The following is a 12,775-nucleotide window of genomic DNA, read 5'->3' as shown; positions in this document are numbered from 1 at the left end:
GGAGCCTTGACCAATCGGAGTCCAAGCATTAACGTAACCGGTTTTTTCGAGCACTCAGCTTGGTAAGGCGACTGCGATGATGATGACCGGTGCGGAGATTGTAATCAGGTGCCTCCAGGAAGAAAAGGTCGAGTATGTTTTCGGCTATCCCGGTGGCTCGGTTTTGCACATTTACGACGAGCTTTTCAAGCAGGACAAGGTCAAACACGTTCTTGTCCGTCACGAACAGGCCGCAGTGCACGCTGCCGACGGGCTGGCGCGCTCTTCGCACAAGGTGGGTGTAGCGCTGGTAACGTCCGGCCCCGGTGCGACCAACGCGGTAACCGGCATCGCCACGGCCTATATGGATTCGATTCCGCTGGTGGTGATCACCGGTCAGGTGCCGACGGCCTATATCGGTCAGGATGCGTTCCAGGAATGCGATACGGTCGGCATTACGCGGCCGTGCGTGAAGCACAATTTCCTCGTCAAGGACGTGCGCGACCTGGCGCTGACGCTCAAGAAGGCGTTCTACATCGCTAGCACGGGGCGCCCCGGGCCGGTGGTCGTCGATATTCCGAAAGACGTTACGGCCGACAAGTGTGAGTTCGAGTACCCCAAGACGATCCAGATGCGCTCGTACAACACGGTCGTCAAGGGACATCTCGGCCAGATCCGCAAGGCCGTGCAACTCCTGCAGGATGCCAAGCGGCCAATGGTTTATGCCGGCGGCGGCGTCATCCTCTCGAACGCTGCTGACCCGCTGACGCGTTTGGTGCGACGTCTTGGCGTGCCGGTTTGCAACACGCTGATGGGCTTGGGGGCGTATCCGGCGAGCGACCGCCAGTACCTCGGCATGCCCGGCATGCACGGCACGGTCGAAGCCAATATGGCGATGCAGCACAGCGACGTGCTGATCGCCATCGGCGCGCGTTTTGACGACCGCGTCATCGGTAACGTCGATCACTTCTGCAGCGAATCGCGCAAGATCATCCACATCGATATCGACCCGTCGTCGATCTCCAAGCGGGTCAAGGTCGATGTGCCGATCGTCGGCGGTGTGGCGGAAGTGCTCGAAGAAATGCTGCGTTTGCTCGACTCCGACAAGCCGCGTGCCGACACGGGTGCGCTGGCGGACTGGTGGGAACAGATCGAAGCCTGGCGCGCCAAGAAGTGTATGCATTACACCCGCAAGAGCGACGTCATCATGCCGCAGTACGTGATCGAGAAGTTGCACGAGATCACCGGCGGCGACGCGATCATCGCTTCCGACGTTGGCCAGCACCAGATGTGGGCAGCGCAATACTATAAGTTCGAGCAGCCGCGGCGCTGGCTCAACTCCGGTGGCCTCGGCACCATGGGCGTCGGCTTGCCGTACGCCATGGGCGCGGCGCTTGCCAATCCGGACCGTCCGGTTGCCTGCGTGACGGGCGAGGGCTCCATCCAGATGTGCATCCAGGAGTTGTCGACGGCCAAGCAATTCCGCCTGCCGATCAAGATCATCAGCCTCAACAACCGTTACCTCGGCATGGTGCGGCAGTGGCAGGAGATGTTCTACGGCAGCCGCTATTCCGAGTCCTACATGGATTCGCTGCCCGATTTCGTCAAACTCGCCGAGGCGTACGGCCACGTCGGCATCCGCGTCGAGAAGCCCGAGGATGTCGAGCCGGCGCTTCGGAAGGCATTCATCGAGCACAAGAACGAGTTGGTCTTCCTCGATTTCCGCACGGATCCGACGGCCAATGTCTTCCCGATGGTGGCCGCGGGCAGGGGCTTGTCGGAAATGATTCTGGCTGAAGATATCTGAGGGGCGACGACATGCGACACATCATTTCGATTCTGCTGGAAAACGAAGCCGGCGCCCTGTCGCGCGTGGCCGGCCTCTTCTCGGCGCGTGGTTACAACATCGAATCACTCACCGTCGCGCCGACGGAAGACGCTTCGCTGTCGCGGATGACGATCGTCACCTCCGGCTCCGAAGAGATTCTTGAACAGATCACCAAACAGCTCAACAAACTCGTCGACGTCATCAAGGTCGTCGATTTGTCCGAAGCCGCGCATATCGAGCGCGAGTTGATGTTGATCAAGGTCCGCGCCGCCGGCAAAGACCGCGAGGAGATGAAGCGTATGGCGGAGATCTTCCGCGGACGCATCATCGATGTGACCGAGTCGACCTACGTGATCGAACTCACCGGCCCGGGGGCCAAGCTCGACGCCTTCATCCAGGCGATCGATCGCGGTCTCATCCTCGAAACCGTGCGTACCGGCGTTGGCGGCATCGGCCGCGGCGACCGTATCCTCAAGGTGTAAGGCGCGTCGCGCGGATGGAGCGTCCCGGCTCCGTCTGCCGCGCGCTTTGCGAGCAGGACTTACATTCCCGAAAGGAATCCCATGAAAGTGTATTACGACAAAGACGCCGACCTCTCGCTGATCAAGGGCAAGAAGGTCACCATCGTTGGTTACGGCTCGCAAGGCCATGCCCACGCCCTCAATCTCAACGATTCCGGCGTCAAGGTCACCATCGGCCTGCGCAAGAACGGTGCGTCCTGGGCGAAAGCGGAAGCGGCCGGCCTTAAGGTTAAGGAAGTCGGCAAGGCCGTTGAAGGCGCCGACGTCGTCATGATCCTGCTGCCGGACGAAAATATCCCCGCCGTCTACTACAACGAAGTCGAACCGAACATCAAGAAAGGCGCTGCGCTGGCTTTCGCGCACGGCTTCAACGTGCACTACAACCAGGTCGTGCCGCGTGCCGACCTCGACGTGATCATGGTTGCGCCGAAGGGGCCGGGCCACACCGTGCGTTCCGAATACCTCAAGGGTGGCGGCGTTCCCTCGCTGATCGCCGTGCATCAGGACGTCTCCGGCAAGGCCAAGGATGTTGCACTGTCGTACGCGGCAGCCAACGGCGGCACCAAGGGTGGCGTCATCGAAACCAGCTTCCGCGAAGAAACCGAGACCGACCTCTTCGGCGAACAGGCCGTGCTCTGCGGCGGCGCCGTCGAACTCGTCAAGATGGGCTTCGAAACGCTGACCGAAGCCGGTTACGCGCCGGAAATGGCCTACTTCGAGTGTCTGCACGAACTGAAGCTGATCGTCGACCTGATGTACGAAGGCGGCATCGCCAACATGAACTACTCGATCTCGAACAACGCCGAATACGGCGAGTACGTGACCGGCCCGGAAGTGATCAACGAGGAATCGCGCTACGCCATGCGCAATGCCCTGAAGCGCATCCAGAACGGCGAGTATGCCAAGCAGTTCATCCTCGAAGGCAAGACCAACTACCCGTCGATGACGGCGCGTCGTCGTCTCAACGCCGAGCATCCGATCGAAGTGGTCGGCGGCAAGCTGCGCGAAATGATGCCGTGGATCCGCAAGAACAAGCTGGTCGACCAGTCGAAGAACTAAGCTTCGCCGTATGACGACGGGCGCGGCCTGCGGGTCGCGCCCGTTTTTGCTGTCGCTGTTCCCGCGTGGACCTGCGTCGTCGGTGTGGCCGATGGCTGGTCTGGGCGGGTTGTTGTTTCTGCGAATGCGTTATTGCGTGACGCGGTGATTCCACGCTGTTGCACTCGCGGCTTATCCGGCGCTTCGCCGCCATTTTCTGGACGATCTCCGCCTGATGAACTATCCGCATCCCATTATTGCCCGCGAGGGCTGGCCGTTCCTCGGCATCGCCATCGCCGCCGCGCTTGCCGTCCACCTTTCGCTGGGCGCCATGCCGGCCTTCCCCCTGTGGATCATCGCGATCTTCGTCCTGCAATTTTTCCGCGATCCGCCGCGTGTCATTTCGGGTGACGCGAAGAGTGTCGTCGCGCCGGCTGATGGCCGCATCGTCGTCGTCGAGGAAGTGCGCGATCCTTACCTCGACCGCCAGGCGATCAAGGTCAGCGTGTTCATGAACGTGTTCAACGTGCATTCGCAGCGCAGCCCGGTCGACGGCGAGGTCAAGCAGCGCTGGTACAACCCTGGCAAGTTCGTCAATGCCGCGCTCGACAAGGCGTCGACCGAGAACGAGCGCAACGCGCTGTGGCTGCGCACCGCCGACGGCCAGGATGTGACCTCGGTGCAGGTCGCCGGCCTCGTCGCCCGCCGCATCCTCTGCTACGTCGATGCCGGCAAGCAGCTGGTTCGCGGCGAGCGCTACGGCTTCATCCGCTTCGGTTCGCGCCTCGACGTGTACCTGCCGCTCGACGCCCGCGTCAAGGTGACGATCGGCGAAAAGGTGTATGCTTCGACCACCGTTTTGGCCGAACTTGCCTGAAGCATGCCGGAAATAAAGCCCCGCAAGACCCTGTTCAATCCCGAGTTGCGTCGTCGCGGGATTTACGTTCTTCCCAATCTGTTTACGACGGCTGCCCTGTTTTGCGGCTTCTTTGCCGTCGTCCAGGCAATGAAGGGGGCGTTCGAGCTGGCGGCAGTCGCCATCTTCGTCGCCATGGTGCTCGACGGCCTCGACGGTCGCGTGGCGCGTCTGACGCGCACGCAGAGCGCCTTCGGCGCCGAATACGATTCGCTCTCCGACATGGTTTCCTTCGGCGTCGCGCCGGCCCTCGTTGCCTATGTCTGGGCACTGAAGGACATGGGCCGGCTCGGCTGGATCGCCGCCTTCATCTACTGTGTCGGTGCGGCGCTGCGTCTGGCGCGCTTCAACACCACGCTGGAAGTCGTCGACAAGCGCTACTTCCAGGGGCTGCCGAGTCCGGCGGCGGCCGCGCTGGTGGCCGGTTTCGTCTGGGTGGCGCTCGATAACGACATCGCGGCGTTCGATGTGCGCTGGATCGCCTGCGCGCTGGTGATGTTTGCCGGCATCTCGATGGTGACGAATGTCCGCTTCTACAGCTTCAAGGACATCAATCTGCGGCGCAGCGTGCCCTTTATCTTCATCGTCGCCATGGCGCTGGGCTTCGCCGTCATCTCGTACGATACGCCGGCCGCCTTGTTCCTGCTCTTCGTCGGCTACGCGTTCTCGGGCTATATCCAGGCCCTGATCCGCCTCTTCCGCCGCAAAAAGCCGACGACGATTTCCTGATTCGCGCGGCCGTCGCTGTCGGGCGGTCGGCCTCAGCCCTGGCAGGCGGCGGGAAAACGCAGCTCGATCAAGGCTCCCCCCAGCTCCGCAGAATCGTCGATGCGCACCGTCGCGCCGTGTTGGCCGGCGATGCGCCGCACGATGGCCAATCCCAGTCCGCAGCCGTCACCGCCGCTTTCCGGCAGACGGAAGAAGCGCTCGAAGACCTGCTCACGGGCGTTCGCCGGGATGCCCGGCCCGCTGTCTTCGACGCGCAACGCCGTTCCGTTGTCGTCGGCGATGAGGCTGACGTTCACGGTGCCATGGCGCGGTGTGTAGCGCAGCGCGTTATCAATCAGATTGGCGATGGCTTCCTCGATCAGCAGGGGCGATCCCTTGACGCGTGCGGCTTGCAGCGAGAACCCCAGATCGATGTCGGCGGCAAAGGCGGTGGGCAGCATCGTTTCGGCAACGCGGTGCACGGCTGCTGCCAGATCGACGATTTCTTCGTTCGCCTGACCCGCGGGCTCGGCCCGCGCCAGCGCCAGTAGCTGCTGCACGAGGTGCGCCAGTCGTTGCACGGCGCTCACCGTGCCTTGCAGCGGCGCTGCCAGGGTCGCGGCATCGCTGCGCAGGGCGAGTTCCATCTGTGCCTGCAAGGCGGCGATCGGCGTACGCAACTGGTGGGCAGCATCTGAGACGAAGTGGCGTTGTGCAGTGAGCGACTGATCGAGGCGCAGCAGCAGGTGATTGAGCTCGGCGACGACGGCGGCGATTTCCTCGGAGGAGCGACCCGTATCGAGCGGCCGCAAATCGCTGGGCGAGCGGCGGGCGAGCTGCTTGCGCAAGTCATCGAGCGGGCGCAAGCCGGAGCCGATGCCCAGCCAGACCAGCGCGAGTGTCGCGAAAACGAGGCCAAGCTCGGGAAGCAGCATGCCAAGAACGACCTCCCAGGTGAGGTTGTTGCGCTTGACCAGCGTTTCGGCGACCAGCACGGTCAGCGGAATTCCTTCGCGCTCGATGAAGAGTGCGGCGACGCGAACGGGCTGCCCATCGAGCGTCGCGTCGTAGTACACGCGGTTTTCTTCCTCCGGCGGCGCCGATGGCGGCGGCAGATGCGGTGTGCCGGCGATCTGCTGTCCGTCGGTGGTGAGGACGCGAAAACTGATCTTGTCGTATTTGTCGACGAAGAGGATTTCTTCCGCGCCGCGTGGCAGCGTCAGGTGCACCTCACCGCGTTCGACATGGATCTGGCCGGAGATCGCCAGCGTCGTGTCGAGCAGTGCGCGGTCGTAGGCGAGGAGCGCGCTGTCGCGGGCGACGTTGTAGGCGGTGTAGGCGCCGGCGAGGATCAGCAGCAGGACGGCGGGCAGGAGCCGCAGCGCCAGCTGCCGGCGCAGGCTAGGTGTTTGTCGCATCAGTGCATTCGAGGTAGTAACCCAGTCCGCGCACGGCACGGATGAGAACGCCGCCCGGCTCGAGCTTGGCGCGTAGCCGCGAGAGAAGCTTCTCCAGCGCGTTCGGCGAAATGTCTTCGTTCCAGCCGTACAGCGCGTCGATGATCTGCTCCTTGCTGATGATGCGATTGGCACGCGTCGCCAGGAATTCGAGGGCCATCCACTCGCGTGCGGTGAGTTCGAGCGGGGTGTCGGCGAGAAAGGCGCGTTTGCCACCGGTGTCGAGGCGCAGCGCGCCGAGCTGCAAGACCGGGTCGGGCAGGGCGCGGCCACGGCGGATCAGCGCACGGACACGCGCCTCGAGTTCGCTCAGGGCAACGGGCTTGACCAGATAATCGTCGGCGCCGAGATTGAGCAGGCGTACGCGCTCTTCCAGCGCATCGCGCGCCGAGAGAATCAGCACCGGCAGCGTCTGCCGGCGGCCGCGCAGGCGCCGCAACACATCGCTACCTTCTAGGCGGGGCAGTCCCAAGTCTAGAATGACAAGATCGTAGTCCTGGCTTTCCAGCCAGGCATCAGCGCTCGCACCATCGCCGACCTGATCGACGATGTAGGAAAACTGGCGTAAGGCGCGCGCCAAACCATCGGCAAGCAAGGCGTCATCTTCAGCAAGCAGAATACGCATCGGTAGGTGTCAGGGGTTCGTCAGCGAGGTTCCTTAGAATACCAGTCGAAACCGGAGCCCGTGCGCTGTGTGGCGCGGGCAATGCTTAGGGGAAGGACTGCAATGGTGGTGGTGCGCGGTGTGGCGGCAATGTGTCTCTTGGTGACGGGCGCGGCGTTGGCGGCAGAGTCGGTGCGAACGCTCGACGTCGTGCCGGAGGCTTCGCCCAGCGTAGTCTTCGCCGCGTCCGCCAGTCGTCCGCCGGAACGGCTGTCGTTGACGCTGGCCGAGGCCGAGCGTCTGTGGACTCAGCACAACCGCGAATTGCGACTGGCCGAGGTCGCCATTGCCGGCGCCGAGGGCGATGCCCGTGCGGCCGCGCAGGTACCCAATCCGCAAGCCTCGCTCAACATGGCGTCGATCAGTCCGCAGGATGGTTTCGGCGCCGGATCGGTGCGCCAGAAGCGCATGGACAGTGTTGCCCGTCTGGAGCAGCTGATCGAACGCGGCGGCAAGCGCGATCTGCGCATGCAGGCTGCCGACGCCCTGCTCAACGCAGCGCGCAACGATCGCGACGATGTTGGCCGCCAGCAACGGCGCGCACTCTATGCAGCCTACTACGACCTTTTGCTCATGCAGGAGCGCGAGCGTCTGACGGTCGAAACGGCGGCGCTGTACCGCAAGAGTCAGGCGACGAGTGAGGTGCGCTATCGCGGTGGTGACATTTCCGCCGCCGATCTGTCGCGTCAGCGCGTCGAACAACTGCGTGCCGAGAACGATGCACGGCAGGCCGTGGCGGATGCCGCGCGGGCGCGGGTGGCGCTGGCCTACCTCATCGGACAGGAAAAAAAAGCATCGTCGCTGGTCGCGGCTGACGACTGGCCGGCGGCGACGCAAGGCGGCGATGCGGCGGCCGGCAGCGATCCGTCGCGGCGTCCGGATGTGCGTGCCGACATGGCGCGTCTCGCCGCTGCTGAAAAAGCACGCGATCTGGCGCGGGCCTTGAAAACGCGCGACATCACCGTCGGTGTGCAGCTCGAGCACAACCTGACCAATACGCCCAACAACAGCTTCGGCGTCGGCGTCAGCGCCCCGCTCTTTGCCTTCCACGAATACGAGGGCGAGATCGCGCGCGCCGAGGCGGATCTGCAGGCCGCCCGCGAGATGGCGGAGCAGACGCTGGCGCAGGCACAAGGCGAGATCGATCAGGCCGCCGCCGATCTGGCGGCCAGCCGCGAACGTCGCCTGCGTCTCGAAGGCGGTCTGCTCGACGACGCGGCCCGTGTCGCGCGCGCCGCCGAGTTCGCCTACGCACGCGGGGCGACCAGTCTGCTGGAACTGCTTGACGCCCGCCGCACTTGGCGTCAGGTGCAACTGGAAGCGGCCAATGCCCGTGCCGACCATGCCAAGGCGCTCGCTGCCTGGCGTGCGGCGACGGCTGAGTAAGTCACGAAAGCCAAGGATCCGATGAATACTCCGAACACCAAAACTCTCGCCGCTGCCGGCGCCGTTCTGCTGGTCGCCGCTGCCGGCTACTACTGGCTGAGTCGTCCGTCGGCGCCGGCGCTTCAGCCGGTGGCCGCGCCGACGAGCGGGGCGCAGATCGAGGGCGGGCGACTCCTGCGTTTTCCGGCGGGTGCGCCGCAATTGTCGTATCTGCGTATCGAGGCGGTGCAGTCGCTACCGGCACCGCTGATCGAGCCGCTCAACGGGCGCGTTGCCTACGACGATAACGCGACGGCGCGCATTTTCGCGCCGGTATCGGGGCGCATTCTGGCGTTACCGGTGCAGGCGGGCGACCGCGTCGCTGCCGGTGCTTCGCTCGCCGTGCTCGACATTCCCGACTACGCCGATCTGCAAAAGGCGGACGCCGATCGCCGCATGCGCCAGTCGGCTTACGATCGCGCCAAGCTGCTCTTCGAGAACGAAGCGCTGGCGCGCAAGGATCTGGAAGCCGCGGAGAACGACCTCGCCGGCGCCGAGGCGGAATCGGCCCGCGCGCACGCTCGTCTGCGCAACTTGCGCCCCATTTCCGGCCAATCCGGTTTTGCTCTGCGTACTCCCCTGGCCGGCATCGTCACCGAACGGCAGGCGAATCCGGGCATGGAAGTGCGGCCCGATCAGGACCGGCCGCTTTTCGTCGTCAGTGACCCGGCGCATTTGTGGGTGATCGCCGAGGTGGCGGAAAAGGATTTGGCGCGCGTGCGCGTCGGTCAGCCGGTGGGCGTGGAGGTGGACGCCTATCCGCAGCGGCGTTTTGGTGGTCGTGTGCTGGCCGTGGGCGATGTCGTCGACTCCCAGTCGCGACGCGTGCCGGTGCGTTGCTCGGTCGACAATGGCGAGCGCCTGCTCAAGCCGGAGATGTTCGCGCGTGTCACGCCGGAAACCGAGGGCGTGCATTTGCCGCGTGTGCCGAATAGCGCCGTCGTTACCGAAGGCGTCAATGACTTCGTGTTCGTCGAAAAAACGCCGGGCGTCATCGAGAAGCGTCCGGTCAAGCTGGCGTTTCGCGGCCATGAGGCGAGTTTCGTGCGCGACGGGCTGAGCGCCGGTGAGCGCGTCATCACGGCCGGTGCCCTGCTGCTTAACGCCGAACTGGGCGGCGCCTGAGATGATCGAGCGCCTCGTTACCTTTGCCCTGCAACAGCGGGTATTCATTCTCGCCGCCGTTTGTGCGCTGATCGCGGCCGGCTGGTACGCCGTCGATAACCTGCCGATCGAGGCCTTCCCCGATGTGCAGGACGTGCAGGTCAACGTCGTCACGCAGGCGCCGGGGCTCGCGCCGGCCGAGGTGGAGCGCAGCATCAGCTTGCCTATCGAGCGTGAGATGAGCGGCGTGCCGCGCATGACGCAGCTGCGCTCGGTGTCGATGACCGGCCTGTCGATTGTCACGCTGACCTTTGCCGACAACACCGACGACTACTTCGCCCGCCAGCAGACGCTGGAAAAGCTCGGCAATGTGGTGTTGCCGACGGGCGTCCAGCCTTCGCTGGCGCCTTTGTCGACGGCGGTCGGCGAAGTCTATCGCTACGCCCTCGATGCGCCCGCCGACATGCCCGCCTACGAGGTGCGCGCCTTGCAGGACTGGGTGATCCGGCCGGCCTTGCGTCGCGTGTCGGGGGTCGCCGATGTCGTCAGCTTCGGCGGCGCGGTGAAGGAATATCAGGTTCGCGTCGATCCGTATCGCCTGCGTAAGTTTGGCGTCTCCATCGATCAGGTGGCGCAAGCGCTGACCAACAACAACGCCAATGCCGGCGGTGGTCTCATCCGGCGCGGTGACGAAGGTCTGGTGGTGCGCTCGATCGGTCTCCTGTCGAGTCTGGAAGCCATCAACCGGGTAACGGTCGCGGTGACCGACGGCAAGCCGGTGCTGGTGAGCGATGTTGCGCAGGTGTCGGTGGGCGGGCGTACGCGCTCAGGGATCGTCGCCTTCAACGAGCGGGACGACGTGGTGGTCGGCATCGTGCAGATGACCAAGGGGCAGAACGCCTCGAAGGTCGTTGCCGATCTCAAGCGCGAGATCGAGTCGGTCGGCACGCGTCTGCCGCCGGGCGTGCGCCTGATGCCGATTTACGACCGCACCGAGCTGGTGTCGCACACGGTTCATACGGTGGCCGAGAATCTGATCGTCGGTGCGGTGCTGGTGGTCGCCATCCTCCTCATCTTCCTGCGCTCCTGGTTCGCAGCGGTGGCGGTGGCGGCCGTGATTCCGCTGGCCTTGCTGACGGCCTTCGTGATGATGCACAGCCGCGGGGTGGCGGCTAACCTCATCTCGCTGGGCGCGGTGGACTTCGGCATCATCGTCGACGGCGCCGTCGTGCTGGTCGAGGCGCTGATGGTCAAGCTGGCGCTCGGGCAGGCGAGCGAACAGCACCAGAGCCTGCAATGGCGGATGCTGACCTTGAAGCGCACCGCCATCGACATGGGGCATCCGATCCTTTTCTCGAAGGCGATCATCATTCTCGCCTTCCTGCCGATCTTCACGTTCGAGCGCGTCGAAGGGAAGATCTTCACGCCGATGGCCTACACGCTGTCGTTCGCCATCCTCGGCGCCATTCTGCTGACGCTGACGCTGATTCCCGCGCTGATCTCGTATTACATCAAGAACGGCAATCTGGCCGAAAAGCACAGCCCGTGGATGCAGCGGCTGCAAGACCGTTACCGGCACGCGCTTGACTGGGCGGAAACCCGCCGCCGCCGTCTGCTGGCGGGATCGCTGCTCGTGCTTGGCCTGTCGCTGGGGCTGGCGACAACGCTGGGTAGCGAATTCCTGCCGAAGCTCGACGAAGGCAACATCTGGCTGACGATCACGCTGCCGCCGTCGACCAATCTCGACAAGACCAAGGAGGTCGAGCGCGAGATTCGTCGCATCATGCTGACCTACCCCGAGGTGAACAAGCTCGTCACGCACGTTGGTCGCCCCGATGACGGTACCGACCCGAAAGGGCCGAACAACATGGAGATTCTGGCCGACCTCAAGCCGCACAGCGAATGGCGCTTTGCCGACAAGGAGGCGCTGATCGAAGACATGACGCAACGCATCCGCGTCATTCCCGGCGTGCCGACCAACTTCTCGCAAGTCATCGCCGACAACGTCGAAGAGTCGATCTCCGGCGTCAAGGGGGAGATCGCCATCAAGATTTTTGGCTCCGACCTCGAAATCCTCGAAGACAAGGCGGAGCAAGTGGCGAGCATCCTGCGCGGCATTCAGGGCTCCGCCGACGTTGCCGCCATCCGCGTCAGCGGTCAGACCGAGCTGGACATCACGCTCGACCCGCAGCGCATGGCGCGCTACGGCATCCGCGCGGCTGACGTTAACGCGACAGTACAGACCGCGCTCGCCGGCGCGGCGGTCAGCACCTTCACCGAGGGCGACCGCAGCTTCGACATTACCGTTCGCCTGCAAAAGCCGTTTCGCGATGCCGTCGACGACGTCGGCGAATTGCCGGTGACCTTGCCGGCTGGCGGCAGTATTCCGCTTGCCGAAATCGCGACCATCGAAGTCAAGCAGGGGCCGGCGCGCATCGGTCGCGAGGCCGGCGGACGCTACGTGGCGGTGAAGGCCAACCTGCTCGGGCGCGACCAAGGGAGCTTCGTCGCCGAGGCCATGGCCAAGGTGAAGGCACAGGTTCGCCTACCAACCGGCTATCGCATGACCTGGGGCGGCCAGTTCGAGAACCAGCAGCGTGCGTTGAAGCGCCTGATGGTCATCGTGCCGCTTTCCGGACTTGGCATCTTCGTCCTGCTATTCTGGGCGTTCCGCTCGATGCGCTTTGCCTTGCTCGTCCTCTTCATGGCGCCGTTTACCTGGATTGGCGGCATCGTTGGCCTGTCGCTCGCCGGCTTGCATCTGTCGGTGTCGGCGGCCGTCGGCTTCATCGCCGTCGCCGGGATCTCGGTGCAGAACGGCGTCATCATGGTCGAGCAGTTCCTGGATGGCGTCCGCGAAGGCCGACCGCTGGCCGTCGCCGTGCGCGAAGGCGCGGTAACCCGTTTGCGGCCGATTCTGATGACGGCGCTCATGGCCGGCCTGGGCCTCTTGCCGGCCGCCTTGTCGCACGGCATCGGCTCGGAAACGCAACGCCCCTTCGCCGTCGTCATCGTTGGTGGCATCATTTCGGCAACCATCTTCACGCTGCTGCTGTTGCCGATGCTCTTCCCGCTGGTTTGCCGGCCGAAGGAAAAGCCAGTGGAACAGGAGCAGTAAGTCGCTTATCTTTTCGG

At 64.2% G+C, this 12,775-nt stretch carries 9 protein-coding genes and 1 pseudogene; 8 read left to right on the top strand and 2 right to left on the bottom strand.

What is annotated here, in order from left to right; all coding sequences use genetic code 11:
• Positions 1-73: 73 nt before the first annotated feature.
• The 5 genes and pseudogenes from GHK24_RS07875 to pssA all read left to right on the top strand — a co-directional run.
• Positions 74-1,786: pseudogene (locus GHK24_RS07875) on the top strand (acetolactate synthase 3 catalytic subunit); the annotation flags it as partial.
• Between the two features lie 11 nt (positions 1,787-1,797).
• Positions 1,798-2,289 carry an acetolactate synthase small subunit gene (ilvN, locus tag GHK24_RS07870; protein WP_153471680.1) on the top strand — a complete coding sequence of 164 codons (492 nt, stop codon included), beginning with the start codon at positions 1,798-1,800 and terminating at the stop codon, positions 2,287-2,289.
• 81 nt (positions 2,290-2,370) lie between these two features.
• Positions 2,371-3,387 (top strand): ketol-acid reductoisomerase, encoded by a 1,017-nt coding sequence (gene ilvC, locus GHK24_RS07865; protein WP_153471677.1) that lies wholly within the window; start codon positions 2,371-2,373, stop codon positions 3,385-3,387.
• Between the two features lie 214 nt (positions 3,388-3,601).
• Positions 3,602-4,243, top strand: coding sequence for a phosphatidylserine decarboxylase (locus tag GHK24_RS07860; protein WP_153471674.1), 642 nt, complete (start codon positions 3,602-3,604; stop codon positions 4,241-4,243).
• A 3-nt stretch (positions 4,244-4,246) separates the two neighbouring features.
• Complete coding sequence (pssA, locus tag GHK24_RS07855; RefSeq protein WP_153471671.1) at positions 4,247-5,011, top strand: CDP-diacylglycerol--serine O-phosphatidyltransferase; 765 nt, start codon at positions 4,247-4,249, stop codon at positions 5,009-5,011.
• 32 nt (positions 5,012-5,043) lie between these two features.
• Here pssA and GHK24_RS07850 read toward each other — a convergent pair whose 3' ends face one another.
• A complete protein-coding gene (locus GHK24_RS07850) occupies positions 5,044-6,408 on the bottom strand; it encodes a sensor histidine kinase (protein ID WP_153471668.1) in 1,365 nt (454 codons plus the stop codon).
• Positions 6,392-7,072, bottom strand: a complete 681-nt coding sequence (locus GHK24_RS07845) for a response regulator (RefSeq protein ID WP_153471665.1) — start codon at positions 7,070-7,072, stop codon at positions 6,392-6,394. The genes GHK24_RS07850 and GHK24_RS07845 overlap by 17 nt, the downstream gene beginning before the upstream one ends.
• A gap of 102 nt (positions 7,073-7,174) precedes the next feature.
• On the opposite strand from GHK24_RS07845, the gene GHK24_RS07840 reads away from it, so the two are divergent.
• The 3 genes from GHK24_RS07840 to GHK24_RS07830 are packed head-to-tail and all read left to right on the top strand — an operon-like array spanning position 7,175 to position 12,758.
• A complete protein-coding gene (locus tag GHK24_RS07840; protein ID WP_228384605.1) occupies positions 7,175-8,497 on the top strand; it encodes a TolC family protein in 1,323 nt (440 codons plus the stop codon).
• Between the two features lie 21 nt (positions 8,498-8,518).
• Positions 8,519-9,661 (top strand): efflux RND transporter periplasmic adaptor subunit, encoded by a 1,143-nt coding sequence (locus GHK24_RS07835; protein WP_153471662.1) that lies wholly within the window; start codon positions 8,519-8,521, stop codon positions 9,659-9,661.
• Position 9,662: 1 nt separating this feature from the next.
• The gene (locus tag GHK24_RS07830) at positions 9,663-12,758 is read left to right on the top strand and encodes an efflux RND transporter permease subunit (protein WP_153471659.1); all 3,096 of its coding nucleotides are present in this window, start codon (positions 9,663-9,665) and stop codon (positions 12,756-12,758) included.
• Positions 12,759-12,775: the final 17 nt, after the last annotated feature.

Source organism: Rhodocyclus gracilis (assembly GCF_009617575.1).
Classification (GTDB): domain Bacteria; phylum Pseudomonadota; class Gammaproteobacteria; order Burkholderiales; family Rhodocyclaceae; genus Rhodocyclus; species Rhodocyclus gracilis.
The sequence above is the reverse complement of the archived record's forward strand: the minus strand, read 5'-3'. Positions and strand labels throughout refer to the sequence as shown.